Source organism: Microcoleus sp. B3-A4 (assembly GCF_036705385.1).
Taxonomy (GTDB): Bacteria; Cyanobacteriota; Cyanobacteriia; order Cyanobacteriales; family Microcoleaceae; genus Microcoleus.
On sequence record NZ_JAUBUI010000110.1, the window covers coordinates 1 to 16,469 of the forward strand.

The following is a 16,469-nucleotide window of genomic DNA, read 5'->3' on the forward strand; positions in this document are numbered from 1 at the left end:
CAAACTTGAAAAAATGGTTTGTTGAAATCTTTTGTAACTCTGGTTGATTTTGGATCATTTATTTCTTGCAACACTCTAAGCTAGAAATTGGAGTTGCGAACTAGGAGCTAGGAAGAAAGAGGAAGAAGGAAGAAGGAAGGAGCCAGAAGAAGTGTTTTTACAAATATGAGGTGCTCCCGTGTGAAGTTTTACGTTCAGTATCAGATTGTTGCTTTTGTAAGGCAGTTTTGGCTCAACAGGAGGTAATGACATCGCAGCGATATCAGATTTTTATCTTGGTGAGGTAGTTGGGTCCCAACAAGAGCTGCGGGACGATCGCGCCGATCGCCCAACCAACCCAGAAATGCTGTTTCAGCTTCATCGGCATTCATCCAAATACACCAAATAAATTGCAGTTAGGTCTACAACAGAGTGAACCGTCTCATGTAGACTAAAACCGTAGTTAATCTGTCAATTTATTTGAGGAAAACGAGTTTATGAGAGGAGTATTGGCGATCGACTCGATTGTAGCGCAAGCACCTCCCTTGGGCAGCAATCCTGCTACAAATAGCCAAACGGCAGGAACCATTCCTGAATTGGCGATCATCTCGATCGTTCTGCTGCTGATTGCAACTTTTGTTGCACTCGTAACCCAACGGTTGCGAATTCCCTATGTGACGGGCTTAGTGTTAGCAGGCTTGCCCATTACGGAGGTCTTGTCGCGTCGAATTGGTTTAGACCCCTCTTTAGTATTAAATCTTTTTCTACCCATTCTTATTTTTGAAGCAGCTATCAATACGGATATCAGCCGTCTCCGCAGCACCTTTAAGCCGATCGCCCTCCTGGCTGGTCCGGGCTCGATCTTTTCCTCAGCAATTATCGCCGTTCTGGTTAAATTTGGGCTGGGGCTAGACTGGATTCCGGCATTGCTGATCGGAGTCATTCTGGCAAACACTGATACAGTCTCGATGATCGCGGTTTTTAAAGAGATCCGTGTGCCTTCTCGATTGTCCACCATTGTTGAGGGAGAAACTCTGTTCAATGATGCGGCTGCTCTAATTTCATTTAATTTGGTTTTGGTAATTTATGCGACAGGCTCTCTCACCGCTATACAAGGCGTGAAGGAACTGCTCGTGGTTGCCTTAGGCGGGGCAGTGGTCGGGGGTGTTTTAGGTTACTTGAGCGTGCCGATATTTGTTCGCTTAAATGACCCGTTGAGTAGCCTTTTGCTAACCGTCGCTCTCGCATTGGGAACCTTCCAAATCGGACAATTTTTAGGCGTATCGGGCGCAGTGGCGGTGGTCATCACCGGACTTGTTTTTGGCAACCTTGGGCTGCCTCGCAGTTCGTCTGCCTCGGATCGGATTACCTTGCTGAGTTTCTGGGAATACGCTGGTTTTGGCGTCAATACGTTTATTTTCCTGCTGATTGGAATTGAAATTAACCCGCTGACGCTGTGGAGAATTTTGCCATCCATTTTATTCGTCATTCTGGCTTATCAACTGGGACGGATTCTCTCGGTCTATTTGTTATTAGCGGGGCTGCGTTGGTTCGATCGTCCCATTCCGCTACGCTGGCAGCACATTTTGGTTTTAGGGAATATTAAAGGGTCTCTCTCAATGGCCTTAGCTGTTGCGATTCCCTTGACCCTACCAGGACGGGATAACATCATTGCCCTGGTTTTCGGTGCTGTTTTATTCTCCTTGGTCGGACAGGGATTAAGTTTACCGTGGATGGTAAGCTGTTACGCATTTAAATTGGGAATTCGGGACAGGCGAGAAGCCCGTCCCACAAGAGTTTTATTGATTTTTGACACACAGTTTAAATGTAGAACAGCTTAAAACGACTAAAAATTAGCCGTGTTTCTGATGTAATGCAGGAAGCTGGGCAGTTACAGATTCAGTTGATTGCTTCCAAAGCGGCTCAAGATGAGCTAGATAGTTTGCTGAAAGCAGGCGTGTTGCCGAAGGCAGTTTACGAGGAGTTATGGGCATCGTATCAAGCACGAATAGCACAGTCTGAGCGAGTGCTGCGCGATCTCTACAATAAACATCGAGCAGGGCAACTAGAGGGCGATCGCAGCGGGCTAGATACGATTCGACGGCGATTGCTTCTAGCAGAAAAAGGAGCAGTTAGCGATGCCCTCCGCAAGCGAATTGTCCCAGAGGATCTGGTTAATCCTTACATCAAAGATTTGGATGAGAAACTTCTAACGTTGGCAGATGACTAGCGCGAATACCGAGGTAATCAATCATCTGGTGAACTAGCTCTGGACGGGTGACGACCAAGATGGTAGAGCCTGCTTCAAGAACAGTATTGCCGTTCGGAATCTCCAGATTGGCGCAGGCATGGCATTGATAACCAATCATCAGCGAACCTTTTGGAAAACGAGGGTCTTGAGCAATTTGAGCAACGGTGCGACCTGCCACCTTGCAATCGCCTGGAACTGGCAGCTTTAGTACCTCGACTTGCCCGTGTTCAAAGTGCATCATCGAGTCGATTTGGGGATATTCAATCGCATTCGCCATTGATGCAACTGCCAAATCAATAGTGCTGATGATGTGACTGGCTCCGGCAAGCCGAGAGGCTTCCAGGAATTCGCGATCGCGCATTCGCACCACAATATGGGAAATGCCATAGCTTCTGGATAGGGTGATCAGCGCTAAATTCAGTGCATCATCCCTGAGCGCTGCAACGACTGCGTTTGCTTGTTTAATTCCCGCTTCCAAAAGAACCGTTGTACTCACCGCACTGCCTTCAAATGCCATCACTCCGATTTTTTCACGAGCAAAGCGACAAGCAAGCGGATCTGCATCGATGATTGCCACCGTATGACCGAGTTTTAATAACTGCTGGGCCAAACCCAGCCCCATCATTCCTGCTCCACCAATTAATACGTACATGACTATTGGTCACCCCAAAAAGGAACTTTACAGCTCATCGCTATGAGTGATATTGTGTTGGGTTTCTATCAGTTTAATCGGCTTGTGGGGTGGCTTATACCGGGCTTACTTATTACCTGTTCCACAGTTAATTTAATCTGCTTTTGGGGCAGGCATGGCTAGCCCGCCCCTCAAGAAATTTTCCTCAGTTAGGTGCCTAGCGGGAACCCTACATAATCTTAGGCACTTTAAAAAACTCCCCATCGCGATCGGGGGCTCCCTCCAAAATACTTTCTCGCTTAGGAAAAGGTTGCAAATCGTCCGATCGCATCACATTACTAACATCGATCGCCCGCGTTGTCGGCTGCACCTTAGTCGTATCCAGTTCGCTCAACTGCTCAAAATAATCCAAAATACCGTTAAGTTGACCAGTAAACTGCTCTTCTTCTTCCGGCGTTAATTCCAATCTCGCTAAATTCGCTACTTTGCGAACTTCTTCTCTGTCAATCATAAAAATCTGTAATTGAGAATTAGTGAGTAGTTTTGACTGGTAATCTGTAAGTTTTAAGTGAAAGAGTTTTCAAGTCACCACTCAACACTTAAAACCTACAACTTTTTGTTTACCCAATCAGGCTTCTTGTAGCTAACAACTGAGGTTAAAAATACACATCAATTTGCGATCGACCTGTTGTCTTCAGCCAATTTTGCACCTCAATGTAATTGTTGGGGGCCAAGCGAATAGCCTCCTTCCAATAATCTGCCGCTTTATCAAACAGCCCTTCCGCCGCTTCAAGATTGCCCGCTTCCTTTTCTTTTTCCCCTTGATAGTGGTAAATCACGGCAATATTATTCAGCGCTTGTGGCATTCTCGGATTGAGTTCCAGGGCTTCGCTGTAATATTGCAAACCTTTATCGTGGTCGCCGTTGCTAGTATAGATCAGCCCCATATTGTACAAGACATAACTGCGATCGTAAGGATCTTCCTCCAACTTCAGCGCTTCCTGATAATTTTCCAGCGCTTCAGCATATTCGCCATCTGCTTGAGCTGACATACCATCTCGGTAATAAGCAAAAGCTTCCTTTGCCTGCTTTTTCGCCGGCATCATCTTCAGGATGATATCAGCCATTACCGTGAAACTTTTGTCAATAAAGTTATCGTTGCGTTGACTTCTGGGCATATGCGATTCTTTGGTTAGTGGCTAATCCGAAAAATTAGCCTGTAAAGTTTTCCTATTAATAATTGCGCCACTGTTTTAGTTGGCAGTTGTGTTGAGGGCGCTAAAAAGTCTAGTCGATCGCAAGTGCGAACCTTAAAACACGCCCTTGGGTTTAACACCCGCGCAAGCTCTATCTATTTTATATAAGTCTTGCAAGACTTGCAAAAAAACCAGATTTCTTTAACCTCTCTCTCGCACTCTAAACAAAACTTACAAAAACCCGTGCAGAAAGGAAAATTTTTGCAGTAGGGTGAAGGGGCCATCCTCTTAGATGGCTTGCCTTCGGATCGATTCGCCAACGCCAATGGGCGATCGCGCACCGTACCCTACTAACTGTAGCCATAATCCCCCCTCGTTGACCCTCAGAGCAAACAAGCAAATAGCCTGCCGAGGAGAAATTCAATCAAAAAGTTTTATTAAGCTATCCGAGTTCAGCCCATACTTAAAAGTTATTCGGCAAAACACTAGCAATATTTTGCCCCAAAGTCAAGGGCAGCCTCAAAAAAAATCAGAAACCCGATCGCCAAAACCAGCTCGAATTCCCGCAATATATAATAAAAATAACCGGGTAATTTTCACAGAGAGAAACCTATGGCTCCGAATCCCACCATTATGCAAGCCGTCGAACAACTTGGCTACCGCGTTACGGTTGGAGACGTGGCGGCAAAAGCTGGATTAGATATCAATTTTGCCCAGCGAGAACTGTTAACCCTCGCCTCCGAAGCAGGCGGTAACCTGCAAGTAGCAGAATCCGGCGACATTGCCTACCTATTTCCCAAGAACTTTCGAGATATTTTGCGAAACAAATTCTTGCGCTTGCAGTTGCAGGAATGGTGGCAAAAAATCTGGCGCATTTTATTTTATCTAATTCGGATATCTTTCGGCATAGTGCTGGTAGCTTCCATCCTCTTAATTTTTGTTGCTATCACTATTTTAATCTCCAGTTTACTCTCCAGCAGCGACAGCAATAACGGGGGAGGAGGAGACGGTGGCGGCGGGGGCAACAGCGGCGGCGGCTTTTCGTTTTTTCCCTACTTCTGGAACGACTTAAGCGTGATATTTTACTGGAACCACGACCAACGATACCACCAGCAGCGATCGCGCTTAAATGATGACCCAAAACCCCAGATGAGTTTTCTGGAAGCAGTTTTCTCCTTTATATTTGGAGACGGCAATCCCAATAACAATCTAGAAGAGCGCAAGTGGAGCGATATTGCCACCACAATTCGCAACAACCGAGGCGCAGTCGCCGCCGAACAAATTGCCCCGCATCTCGACAATCTCGGACAGGGATACGCCCAAGAATACGAAGAATATATGCTACCGGCTCTCGCTCGTTTTGACGGCCGTCCCGAAGTCAGTCCCGAAGGGCAAATAGTCTACCATTTTCCGCAATTGCAAACCACAGCCACCGAGAGAAATTCTGAACCAGTAGCAGCTTATTTACGAGAAATGCTGTGGCGTTTCAGTCAGGCCAGTTCCGGCCAAATAATGCTCGCCGCAGGCTTGGGAGCCGTCAATCTGGTCGGTGCGTTAGTTTTGGGGAATCTATTAACCAATAGTGCGATCGCAGGTGGATTTATCGGTTTCGTCAGCGCTGTTTATCCCATGATCCTGATTTACGGCGTCGGATTTCTTGCAATTCCTTTAATTCGCTACTTCTGGATTCAGTGGAAAAATAGTCGCATACAGGCCCGCAATCAAGAGCGTCAGCAGCGAGCAATGTTATTAAACGAACCTGATGACAGCTTGCTCAAAAAACTCACCTACGCCCGGGAATTTGCAGCAGAAAACGTTCTGACTGGAGAAGACTTAGCTTATACAACAGAAACGGAATTAACCCAACAAGAACTAGAACAGTCAGCAAAAATAGATGCCGAATGGCAGCGGAGGATCGATCGCTCGGACAACTTGTAATACTAATGAAAAAAAACCTTGTTTGTTGTTAATTTAGGTTGAACTAAATCTTGCACCATTTTCAATAATAGGCATAATGCGTGTTCCACAATAAAACATCTTTGTTGGGGAACTGGCTTGTAGCTCGTGGCTAAGAATTCTGGAAAATGTCAATCGTTATTGATGTCATAATTTTTTCTAGTCCGACTTTTTTTAAATAACCTTAGGGCGTTTAAAAATCAAACAATTTTGGTCATACTTCGAGTCGTGATCCAGAGCCACAAGTTCCCATCCCTCCTCCCCCAAATGATTGACAAATAGATGCAGCGAGCCTTGTTTCCAATCTCGCTGTTCTTCACCGTTGACATATAAACTAATCAGCTTGTTTCCAAAAGGATACATATTCGCATCCACAAATAAATACTCCCACTTTTGCATAGCAATCCTTAATGTAGTTAGTCATGTAGTTAGTCCTCAGTCATTAGTCATTAGTCATTCCCAATTCCCAATACTTCGGCTACGCAGTTCCTGGTCTTCGACTACGCGGTTCCTGAGCGTAGTCGAAGGGCGGTACAAGTTCCCAATTAATACGTTGTATTCAGGACACAGAAGTCACGGATACAGAAATAGCTGTTTTTCCCTTATTCTTTCCTCCTTATTCCTTCCCCCTTCTTTCTTTTTCCTTCTTCCTTGCCGATTCCCAGCAGTTACTGGACTGCAATTCTAGCCAAAGTAGTACCCCGGTAATAGTGCAACAAAATCTGCTGGTAGCCGTATCCCTGTCTGGCCAAATTGTAGGCACCCCACTGACTCATTCCTACAGCATGGCCGAAACCTTTACCCGCAACTTGAAAACCGGTAGGAGCTTGGCCGCTGTTCCTTGGGTTCCCACCCCCCCCATACTGAGGAATCACGGTAAACCGCGTACTCCTCAAATTTAAAACCCGGCGTAAATCTGCGCCAGTCATGACCCTAGAACCACCATCTCCAACTACTTTCATCCTTAAAACGCTGCCGTGAGCGGTAGTGCGTTCTGGCTTCATCGAGATCACATTGCCCACGCCAGAAATCTTACTGCTGATTTGAGCCCGAGAAAAATTTTCTTTCCATTGGTAAACTGGCGCCCCTTGGTCGAAGTCAGGAACAGCGCGCAGGTAAGGCAAGGGTTCCGTCCAAACATCCTCGACATTTTCAGTATGGCCCCCAGACGCAGAGTGGAAAGCGGCTAAAATTATCTGACCGTTGTAGGCCAGAACTTGACCAGCGGTTGCATCGACTGCGGAATAAGTGCCAGAAGATTCTGTTTGCAGTCCTTTGTAAACCTGCGAAGACTGAGTGCTGTCCACGTCGTAAAGCTCGGTTTCGCTTTTGAGGCGCTGGTGGATAGCGTAGGAACGGGCGGCGACTGCTTGGGCTTTCAAAGCCTCTTGAGGCCAATTGCCACTCATCTCGGCGCCGAGAACGCTGTAGAGATATTTTTCGATATCGACATAGTTGATGGCAGTCAAGCCTCCTTTTTGGGGGACTAGAAGCGTGCGTCCCCGATACCACCGATCGCCAATCCAGACATAACCGTTCCCCGTCGGCTCGATCCAAACTTGGTTGGCCGCCCAGCGACCGATCGCCACTGTTCCCGATCGCAATTGAGCAGACTGAGAACTGTTTGCCGACAGTTCGCCCAAATTGCGCCCGCTACCGTCCCGGATTGCAGCCTTTGTAGAACTGCCCACCTTTATCTGACTTGCCCCGTCTTGTACCGCAACTCGCAATATCAGCGCGGCCTGTGCTGGGGCTACCATTACCAGCCAAAACAACAACGAAATCCAAAAGTAGCGTTTTTTTAATGTCGAAAGAACGGAAACAAAGAATACTCCTGACTGCATTTGAAAATTTTCCTTTTATGCTGTATAAGTTTGACAAGTTTTAAGGGGAAGCTGCGGTTGGGGAAAAAGGAAGAGGAACGGAAGAAAGAAAACGTTAGAATTGGGTTTGGCACTCTGTGCCCTTGTCAAAAATGATTTGAGCGACTCGATCCTCGCAGGAACAGTGATTTATCCCGGTTCCTGGCTGCGACTATTTCCTGTATGTCGGATTAGTCGCACTCTGGATATATGTAACATATTTTTTAAGACTTAATTGAGGTGATTTGACTCTTGCAGATTACATTTCTCGGAACTAGCTCCGGTGTCCCCACGCGATCGCGCAACGTTTCCAGCATCGCCCTCCGGTTGCCCCAACGAGCCGAACTTTGGCTGTTTGACTGCGGCGAAGGAACTCAGCACCAGTTTCTCCGCAGCGACCTAAAAGTCAGCCAACTAAGCCGCATTTTCATCACTCACCTGCACGGCGACCATATTTTCGGCTTAATGGGTTTGCTGGCTAGCTGCGGTTTGGCGGGGAATGTCAAGCGCATCGATCTTTACGGACCTCCGGGACTTGAAGAATATTTGCAAGCTGGCGTTCGCTATTCTCAAACTCATTTTTCTTACCCGGTGAAGGTGCACAAAAGTCACGAGGGAGTCATCTATGAAGATGACGAATATATTGTTAGCTGCGGCCTTTTGAAGCACCGAGTTACTGCTTTTGGTTATCGAGTAACTGAGAAAGACCGTCCGGGACATTTTGATGTAGAAAAAGCTCAGGCTGCGGGTATTCCTTCGGGGCCGCTTTACGGTCAATTAAAACAAGGAAAGACGGTAAAGTTATCGGACGGGCGACAGTTTAAAGGTACGGATTTTTGCGGCCCGGATCAAATCGGGCGCAAGTTTGTGTATTGTACTGACACGGTTTTTTGTGAGGGGGCGGTGGAATTGGCGAAGGATGCTGATTTGTTGGTGCATGAAGCTACTTTTGCTCATCAAGATGCTCAAATGGCTTTCGATCGCCTGCATTCAACTTCGACAATGGCGGCTCAAGTGGCTTCGATCGCTGGGGCGAAACAGCTAATTATGACGCATTTTAGCCCGCGTTACGCTCCGGGGAATGCGATCGTCCTGGATGATTTGCTCAAGGAAGCGCAGGCAATTTTTCCGAATACGAAAATGGCCTATGACTTTTTGACTTACGAAGTGCCGCGCCCTGTTTAAAACTAGGGTTAATCAGACCTAAGATGTGACAGCTTTTTCAATAAGGGCGATCGGGGCGGGCTCTGGGGCCCACCCCTCAAGAAAATTTTAAATATCACTAAAATTGATAATAATACCAGTGTAAACTATATTAAACACAAATATTTATTAAATTTACCATGACATTTGGAATCGAAGCATTAGCCTTAAAAGTAGCACCAGCAATCGGGGCTGAAATTGCAAAAATAGCCTTCAAAGAAACCAGCAAAATACTCAACCCTAGCGACATTCAAAAAGCTTGGGTGGCCGGCATCGAAGCTGCCAACAGAACTCATGAATTATTCTATCCTTGCGAACAGGGATTAGTCGAAAATTTTCTAAAAAAATTCTTTACCGGTGCAGCAAGTCAAGAACTCCAAAAACCTTTTAACAACCAAGGAATGCCTCAACTAAAGTTTTTAGTTGAAGCTTTTAATGCAACAGTAGCAGAGAATAAGAGAATTCAAGGCAGATTTATTCCTGAAAAACAGGAGGTTTGGCTGGATGTTTTTGCAAAAACATATTTCGAGAAAACTAATTGTTATTTAAATTTTCAGGTTGCCAAAGCCGACTACTTTAAGCAAGTGGCGAACTGGTTTGATGATGTTAAATTTGCTGGCATTGCCGTCGAAGGTCAGGAAATCGAAAAATCGGAAAAATTGGCTCAGATTTTTGTGATGCCCGATGTCTTGGAAGAGGTAAATATTCATGTTCTATTGGATATCCAAGAATTGGAAGAAGGCAAAAACCTGCAACAGATGCAGAGAGAAACTCGCTCGGGTAGAAATTTTTTAGCATCACAATTATTGAATCAAAATCAATCAAATAAATTTGTGTTGTTGGGCGCTCCTGGTTCTGGCAAAACAACTTTACTGAGCTTTTTTGCGGTGATGTTGGCTCAGGATAATCCAGAAAAACTCGGCTGGGATTCTGGGAGAGATTGCTTGCCGATTTTGATTAAAATTCGTGATTTTGCTAGGCTTTCAGATATCAATATCCTCGACTATGCCCGCCAGTTTGCCGAGAAAACTATGTGCGTCAAACCGCTGCCCGAAGGCTTTTTTGAGTATTGGCTGGCCGACGGTAGGGCGATGATTTTGTTGGATGGATTGGATGAGGTTGTGGAAGAATCCAAGCGCTATGCGGTGGTGCAGCAAATTGAGAATTTTTTGGGGCAGTATCATCAAAATCTGGCAATTATTACTTCTCGCCCTGCTGGTTATAAGCGCGATTTTTTTAATACTTCGGAGTTTGAACACTATCAGTTACAACTGCTTGATAATGCTAAGGTTGATGAGTTTATTAATCATTGGTATGACAGCCGCGTTCGAGATCCGGCAGAAGCTCAACGCCGCAAAGATAGCATTAGAAAAGCTCTGAATGAAAATGATCGAATTAAATTGTTGGCGAGAAATCCGCTGTTGCTGACAATTATTGCTTTGATTCATCGCTATCAAGCGGTACTGCCTAGGGCGCGTCACAAACTTTATGAAAAGGCTGTGGAGACGCTGTTAAAGTGCTGGGATGCTAACAAAAAAATAACTGAGCAGTCGTCATTCAAATGTTTAGATGCAGACGACTTACGGCGGCTGATGGAAATTCTCGCCTATTGGATTCATACTCAGGGTAGTACGGATAATCCTGAAGGCGGAACGCTGATTGCCAAGGATGAATTGTTAGAGCAGTTAACTCAGAATATTAAAACAAAAAAACAGGTTGAACGGTTCCAGGCACAAAAGGAAGCTAAACGCTTTGTGGATTTTATTCAACAGCGGACGGGATTGCTCAACGAACAAGGACAAGATTTATATGCTTTTGTACACAAGACTTTTCAAGAATATTTGTGCGCTCAGGAAATCGGCTATCAGGCCGATGATGAGGATGATTTTGAGATTATTTTGAATCATATTCGCGAGCGTTTGCAGGACTCTCACTGGCGGGAAGTGTTGCTGTTGTTGATTGCTCAACAAAAACCGAAGAAAGCGGCGAAAGCGATGCGGGCAATTTTAGCTGCGAATAGCGAGTATGAGGAATGGTTGCACCGCGATTTGTTTTTTGCTGGCAGTTGCCTTGCTGAAAATATTAAAGAGTTAAAGGTGGCAGATTGCAGTCTGAATGTGGAGATTTTGGAGAAGTTGGTTGAGTTGGAAGTAAGGGGTAAGGGAAAGGTTGGTGACAAAGTTCGCTCTCAGGTTTTTCAAATTCTTTGCAGTATGAATGAGACTGAGTTTGAGGTGCAAACTTTGCAACTTTTGAAAGCAAAGGGTGTTGATGCAAATCGCTTGTGGAGATATCAAGCCGCATTAGGGGAAAAAGAAGCAGCTATCAGTTTTCTGTTGCTACGTCTCGAAGATGAGAACGAGGATGTGCGTCGTGAGGCAGCATTTGCCTTGGGCGGGTTGGGAAATGCTTCAGAAACCGTGATTAATGCCCTGTTGTTACGGCTCCAAAATGAAGATTATAGAGTGCGTCGTGACGCAGCACAAGCCTTGGGTAGGTTGAGAAATGCTTCGGAAACTGTAATTGATGCCCTGCTGTTACATCTTCAAGATGGGGATAACTCGGTGCGTTCTCAATCAGCATTTGCCTTGGGTAGGTTGGGAAATGCTTCAGAAGTCGTAATCAGTGCCCTGCTGTTACGTCTCGAAGACGGCGATAACGGTGATAACTCTGTCCGTGCCTGGGCAGCAGAAGCCTTGGGTAGCTTGGGAAATGCTTCAGAAGTCGTAATCAGTACCCTCCTACTACATCTCCAAGATGGGGATAACTCGGTGCGTGCCTCGGCAGCAGGAGCTTTGGGCAGGCTGGGAAATGCTTCAGAAGCCGTCATCAGTAACCTGCTTTTACGCCTAGAAGATGGTGATAACTCAGTCCGTAGGTGGGCAGCACAAGCTTTGGGTAACTTGGGAAATGCTTCAGAAGTTGTAATCAGTGCCCTCCTGTTACGTCTCGAAGATGGGAATGAGAATGTGCGAGCCTGGGCAGCAGATGCCTTGGGCCGTTTGGGAAATGGTTCAGAAGTCCTAATCAGTGCTTTGTTGGTATGTCTCGAAGATGAGCATCACTTGGTGCGTGGCTGGGCAGCAGAAGCCTTGGGCAACTTAGGAAATGCTTCAGAAGCTGTCATCAACGCTCTGCTGTTAGGTCTTGAAGATGGGAACGAGGATGTGCGTCACTGGGCAGCACAAGCTTTGGGCAAGTTAGGAAATGCTTCAGAAGCTGTCATCAACGCTCTGTTGTTAGGTCTCGAAGATGGACATGAGTGGGTGCGTCGTGAGGCAGTAGAAGCCTTGGGCAAGTTGGGAAATGCTTCAGAATCTGTCATCAGTGCCTTATTGCTACGTCTCGAAGATGGGCATGAGTGGGTGCGCCGTGAGACAGTAGAAGCCTTGGGCAAGTTGAGCCTGAAATCTAGCGAGGTTTTGCCTGCTGTCGTGCAATGGATCGATCGCCATCAAGATGCAGAATATGTCGGTTCAGGTATTGATGTGTTATGGGATTTGGTGGCGGGTGAGGGGAATCGATCGCCCGTGGGTTTTTAGAAGTATGTAGCTTTTGCGTGAGTAAAACCCGATCGCACTTCCGGACTTTTCACCAAAAATGCGGTCAGCCTGCTGTTTGACGATTAGGGCCCTCCATCCCCTTAATAACCGGGAACAGAGGTCAACTATTCAATCGAAAATCCAAAATCCAAAATCCAAAATCGATCGATTATTCAATCTAAAATCTAAAATCTAAAATCCAAAATCGGTCGATCGCCCCCAGCGACGGCCCAGGAGGGTCAATGGTTGCTACAATCGGGGAGGGTATATGTTGTGGCTAACACTACAGCCCGTAACCCTGAAAGCTAATAGCTAAATTATTAAAAATCTGCCTCTCCTGCCATGTTTAAAAATCTGCTAGGCGATCCCAACGCGCGCAAACTGAGAAAATTTCAGCCTTGGGTAGCTGATATCAATATTTTGGAAGAAGACTTCCGCGCACTCTCAGACGACGGCCTCAGAGGCAAAACGGCGGAGTTTCAAGAACGTCTGGCAAAAGCGAGATCTCTCAACGAAGAGAAAGAGATCCTAGACGAAATCTTGCCCGAGGCTTTTGCCGTCGTGCGGGAAGCGGGACAACGGGTTTTAGGAATGCGCCACTTTGATGTCCAACTCCTCGGCGGCATCATCCTGCACAAAGGCCAAATTGCCGAAATGAAAACCGGTGAAGGCAAAACTCTGGTGGCGACGCTGCCGGCTTACCTCAACGCCCTCAACGGTAAAGGCGTACACATCATCACCGTCAACGATTATCTCGCAAGACGGGACGCGGAATGGATGGGACAGGTGCACCGCTTCCTGGGATTGACTGTGGGACTGATTCAGCAGGGCATGGATCAGGTGGAACGAAAGAAAAATTATAGTTGCGATATTACCTACGCCACTAACAGCGAAGTCGGCTTTGATTATTTGCGCGACAACATGGCTACAGTCATGGAAGATGTAGTGCAGCGTCCTTTTAATTTCTGCGTGATTGACGAGGTTGACTCGGTGCTGATTGATGAAGCACGGACGCCTTTAATTATTTCCGGCCAGGTGGAACGCCCCAGTGAGAAGTATATACGGGCGGCTGAGGTAGCTGCTGCTCTGAGAAAAGACAATGAAGAACATTACGAGGTTGACGAAAAGGCTCGGAATGTGCTATTGACCGATGAAGGCTTTGGTGAAGCTGAGCGGTTGTTGGGTGTTACGGATTTGTACGACCCGGCCGACCCTTGGGCGCATTACATTTTTAATGCGATTAAGGCGAAGGAATTGTTTATTAAGGATATTAACTACATCGTCACTCCCGATCGCGAAGTCGTGATTGTGGATGAGTTTACCGGCCGGGTGATGCCGGGACGCCGCTGGAGTGACGGTTTGCACCAGGCGATCGAAGCCAAGGAACGGGCGGAAATTCAGCCGGAAACTCAGACGCTGGCGACGATTACCTATCAGAATTTCTTTTTGCTTTATCCGAAGCTGTCGGGGATGACTGGGACGGCAAAGACTGAAGAGACCGAGTTTGAGAAGATTTACAAACTGGAAGTGACGCTGATTCCCACTAACCGCATTACCAGCCGCACAGACCTTTCGGATATGGTTTACAAGGCGGAGGCCGGGAAGTGGAATGCTATCTCCCAAGAATGCGCGGAAATGCACGAGGTGGGTCGGCCGGTGCTGGTGGGCACGACAAGCGTAGAAAAGTCGGAGTTGCTGTCGCGGCTGCTGCTGGAGAGGAAAATTCCTCACAATTTGCTTAATGCTAAACCGGAAAATGTGGAGCGGGAGTCAGAAATTATCGCTCAAGCCGGACGCAAAGGCGCTGTGACGATCGCCACAAACATGGCGGGACGCGGTACTGATATTATTTTGGGCGGTAATTCTGAGTACATGGCGCGCCTCAAGTTGCGGGAGTATTTTATGCCCCGGATCGTGCAACCCGAGGATGACGACGGGTTTTCGGTGGTGCAAGTGCCTGGTATTGGTGGCCGCCCCGCAGCTCAAGGTTTTGATCCGACTAAGAAAAAAGTAAAGTCTTGGAAAGCTTCGGCGCAGATTTTCCCGACGCAGCTATCGAAAAATGCCGAACAAATGCTCGTGGCGGCGGTGGAATTGGCGGTGAAGGAGTACGGCGCGCGATCGCTCACGGAATTGCAAGCCGATGATATCGTGGCTATAGCTTCGGAAAAAGCGCCGACAAAAGACCCGGTAATTCAAAAATTGCGGGAAGCTTACAATCTAACTCGCAAGGAGTACGATGCTTTTACCAGCACCGAACACGATGAAGTCGTGCAGTTGGGAGGCTTGCACGTCATCGGTACTGAACGCCACGAATCGCGCCGGATCGACAATCAGTTGCGCGGCAGGGCGGGACGCCAAGGAGACCCGGGTTCTACGCGGTTTTTCTTGAGTTTGGAAGACAATTTGCTCAGGATTTTCGGCGGCGAACGGGTGGCCGGTTTGATGAAGGCTTTCGGTGTTGAGGAAGATATGCCGATCGAATCTGGAATGCTGACTCGTTCCCTCGAAGGCGCTCAGAAAAAAGTCGAAACCTACTATTACGATATCCGCAAGCAGGTATTTGAATACGACGAAGTGATGAACAATCAGCGTCGAGCAATCTATGCGGAACGTCGCCGAGTATTGGAAGGTTTGGACTCCAAAGAACAGGTAATTAGATATGCCGAACAGACGATGGACGACATCGTGGGAGCATACATCAATCCCGATTTACCTTCCGAAGAATGGGAACTCGACAAACTTGTGAGCAAGGTGAAGGAATTTGTTTATCTGCTCGCTGACATGACACCGGATCAGCTAGAAGATTTGTCCGTTGAGGAAATTAAAACATTCCTGCACGAACAAGTCCGCAATGCTTACGACATTAAAGAAGCGGAAGTTAATGCAATCCGAGCTGAATTGATGCGAGATGCGGAACGATTCTTTATTTTGCAGCAAATTGATACTTTGTGGCGGGAACACTTGCAACAAATGGATGCTTTGCGCGAGTCTGTAGGGCTGCGCGGTTACGGGCAGAAAGACCCGTTAATCGAGTACAAAACTGAAGGTTACGAGCTGTTTTTGGACATGATGACGGATATCCGCCGCAACGTGGTTTATTCGCTGTTCCAGTTCCAGCCGCAGCCGGCAATGCAAGTTTCGCCAGAGATGGTTTGAAAATAGTTAACTGTTAACTGTTAACAATTGACTGTTAACAGTTGACTGTTACAGCAGTGGTCATACCAATTCACTATGAACCTGCACTTAATATAGCTTCAAGGATATAGTCCCCACCACAGAGAGATAAAACTTCTTCATTTGTGAGAGATTTGATAATTATATCTACCTGTTCTTTGAGTTTATCTAGGGCTTGCTGAATCAGTGGTTCAAGTAAACACTGTATGGATTTGCCGACGAAAAAAGGTAGTAAGGGTGCAAGAAAAACAGGTAAAATAGCTTAAAACCCGTGCATCATCATCCCTGACCATGTACAGAAAAGCTGAGTCTGTTCCCAGCGAACCCCTTGACTTTGAACTCCCCAATGGATGCAAGTTAGCAGAAGATAACCGTTGGGTCAAGATGGCCCAACTAATTCCTTGGGCGGAATTTGAAGAAGCTTATGCTGGCAATTTCCCAACAGAAATGGGCGCGCCTGCCAGGTCATTTAGGATAGCGTTGGGGGCATTAATTATCAAAGAGAAACTCGGAATTAGCGACAGAGAGACAGTAGAACAAATACGTGAAAACCCCTATATGCAATACTTTATTGGTCAATCAACCTATAGTAATGCTGGGGGGGTGACAAAGAGGTCTACGAGATAGACTGTATCAGGGTTGCGGCCCGCATACCTTGTTGATAAAAGCGGC

General features: G+C 46.7%; 12 protein-coding genes and 1 pseudogene. 7 read left to right on the forward strand and 6 right to left on the reverse strand.

What is annotated here, in order from left to right:
• Window positions 1–200: 200 nt before the first annotated feature.
• Entirely contained in the window at window positions 201–371 is a 171-nt protein-coding gene (locus tag QUB33_RS26500; RefSeq protein ID WP_333356617.1) for a hypothetical protein, read from the reverse strand.
• A 105-nt stretch (window positions 372–476) separates the two neighbouring features.
• On the opposite strand from QUB33_RS26500, the gene QUB33_RS26505 reads away from it, so the two are divergent.
• Both QUB33_RS26505 and QUB33_RS26510 read left to right on the forward strand, forming a co-directional pair.
• Window positions 477–1,820 (forward strand): sodium:proton antiporter, encoded by a 1,344-nt coding sequence (locus QUB33_RS26505; RefSeq protein ID WP_333356620.1) that lies wholly within the window; start codon window positions 477–479, stop codon window positions 1,818–1,820.
• A 32-nt stretch (window positions 1,821–1,852) separates the two neighbouring features.
• Window positions 1,853–2,209, forward strand: coding sequence for a hypothetical protein (locus QUB33_RS26510; RefSeq protein ID WP_333356622.1), 357 nt, complete (start codon window positions 1,853–1,855; stop codon window positions 2,207–2,209).
• On the opposite strand, the gene QUB33_RS26515 is transcribed toward QUB33_RS26510, so the two are convergent.
• The 3 genes from QUB33_RS26515 to QUB33_RS26525 form a co-directional block, all read right to left on the reverse strand.
• Complete coding sequence (locus QUB33_RS26515; protein ID WP_333356625.1) at window positions 2,166–2,882, reverse strand: TrkA family potassium uptake protein; 717 nt, start codon at window positions 2,880–2,882, stop codon at window positions 2,166–2,168. The genes QUB33_RS26510 and QUB33_RS26515 overlap by 44 nt on opposite strands.
• A 208-nt stretch (window positions 2,883–3,090) precedes the next feature.
• Window positions 3,091–3,372, reverse strand: coding sequence for an Asp-tRNA(Asn)/Glu-tRNA(Gln) amidotransferase subunit GatC (gene gatC, locus QUB33_RS26520; RefSeq protein ID WP_333356628.1), 282 nt, complete (start codon window positions 3,370–3,372; stop codon window positions 3,091–3,093).
• Between the two features lie 145 nt (window positions 3,373–3,517).
• Window positions 3,518–4,039, reverse strand: a complete 522-nt coding sequence (locus QUB33_RS26525) for a photosystem I assembly protein Ycf3 (protein WP_190738414.1) — start codon at window positions 4,037–4,039, stop codon at window positions 3,518–3,520.
• Between the two features lie 630 nt (window positions 4,040–4,669).
• Here QUB33_RS26525 and QUB33_RS26530 point away from each other — a divergent pair.
• Window positions 4,670–5,995, forward strand: a complete 1,326-nt coding sequence (locus QUB33_RS26530) for a hypothetical protein (RefSeq protein WP_333356633.1) — start codon at window positions 4,670–4,672, stop codon at window positions 5,993–5,995.
• 192 nt (window positions 5,996–6,187) lie between these two features.
• Here the strand turns inward: QUB33_RS26530 and QUB33_RS26535 are convergent, their stop codons facing one another.
• Entirely contained in the window at window positions 6,188–6,412 is a 225-nt protein-coding gene (locus tag QUB33_RS26535) for a hypothetical protein (protein ID WP_006635949.1), read from the reverse strand.
• 269 nt (window positions 6,413–6,681) lie between these two features.
• Window positions 6,682–7,857 carry a SpoIID/LytB domain-containing protein gene (locus QUB33_RS26540; protein ID WP_333356636.1) on the reverse strand — a complete coding sequence of 392 codons (1,176 nt, stop codon included), beginning with the start codon at window positions 7,855–7,857 and terminating at the stop codon, window positions 6,682–6,684.
• A gap of 270 nt (window positions 7,858–8,127) precedes the next feature.
• Between QUB33_RS26540 and QUB33_RS26545 the strand changes: the two genes are divergently transcribed.
• From QUB33_RS26545 to QUB33_RS26560, 4 genes and pseudogenes are all read left to right on the forward strand, one after another.
• Window positions 8,128–9,060 carry a ribonuclease Z gene (locus tag QUB33_RS26545; RefSeq protein WP_333356639.1) on the forward strand — a complete coding sequence of 311 codons (933 nt, stop codon included), beginning with the start codon at window positions 8,128–8,130 and terminating at the stop codon, window positions 9,058–9,060.
• A gap of 158 nt (window positions 9,061–9,218) precedes the next feature.
• Window positions 9,219–12,620: a HEAT repeat domain-containing protein gene (locus QUB33_RS26550; RefSeq protein WP_333356642.1), complete on the forward strand. Its 3,402-nt coding sequence runs from the start codon at window positions 9,219–9,221 to the stop codon at window positions 12,618–12,620.
• Between the two features lie 342 nt (window positions 12,621–12,962).
• On the forward strand, window positions 12,963–15,779 hold the full coding sequence (gene secA, locus QUB33_RS26555) for a preprotein translocase subunit SecA (RefSeq protein WP_333356645.1): 2,817 nt from the start codon (window positions 12,963–12,965) through the stop codon (window positions 15,777–15,779).
• A 309-nt stretch (window positions 15,780–16,088) separates the two neighbouring features.
• A pseudogene (locus QUB33_RS26560) lies at window positions 16,089–16,385 on the forward strand (transposase); the annotation flags it as partial.
• Window positions 16,386–16,469: the final 84 nt, after the last annotated feature.

Excerpts from the sequence above, each read along its gene's own strand:
- secA (WP_333356645.1), top strand. The coding sequence starts at position 12,963 with ATGTTTAAAAATCTGCTAGGCGATCCCAACGCGCGCAAACTGAGAAAA.
- QUB33_RS26525 (WP_190738414.1), bottom strand. The coding sequence starts at position 4,039 with ATGCCCAGAAGTCAACGCAACGATAACTTTATTGACAAAAGTTTCACG.
- gatC (WP_333356628.1), bottom strand. The coding sequence starts at position 3,372 with ATGATTGACAGAGAAGAAGTTCGCAAAGTAGCGAATTTAGCGAGATTG.
- QUB33_RS26500 (WP_333356617.1), bottom strand. The coding sequence starts at position 371 with ATGAATGCCGATGAAGCTGAAACAGCATTTCTGGGTTGGTTGGGCGAT.
- QUB33_RS26550 (WP_333356642.1), top strand. The coding sequence starts at position 9,219 with ATGACATTTGGAATCGAAGCATTAGCCTTAAAAGTAGCACCAGCAATC.
- QUB33_RS26530 (WP_333356633.1), top strand. The coding sequence starts at position 4,670 with ATGGCTCCGAATCCCACCATTATGCAAGCCGTCGAACAACTTGGCTAC.
- QUB33_RS26515 (WP_333356625.1), bottom strand. The coding sequence starts at position 2,882 with ATGTACGTATTAATTGGTGGAGCAGGAATGATGGGGCTGGGTTTGGCC.
- QUB33_RS26510 (WP_333356622.1), top strand. The coding sequence starts at position 1,853 with ATGCAGGAAGCTGGGCAGTTACAGATTCAGTTGATTGCTTCCAAAGCG.
- QUB33_RS26540 (WP_333356636.1), bottom strand. The coding sequence starts at position 7,857 with ATGCAGTCAGGAGTATTCTTTGTTTCCGTTCTTTCGACATTAAAAAAA.
- QUB33_RS26535 (WP_006635949.1), bottom strand. The coding sequence starts at position 6,412 with ATGCAAAAGTGGGAGTATTTATTTGTGGATGCGAATATGTATCCTTTT.
- QUB33_RS26505 (WP_333356620.1), top strand. The coding sequence starts at position 477 with ATGAGAGGAGTATTGGCGATCGACTCGATTGTAGCGCAAGCACCTCCC.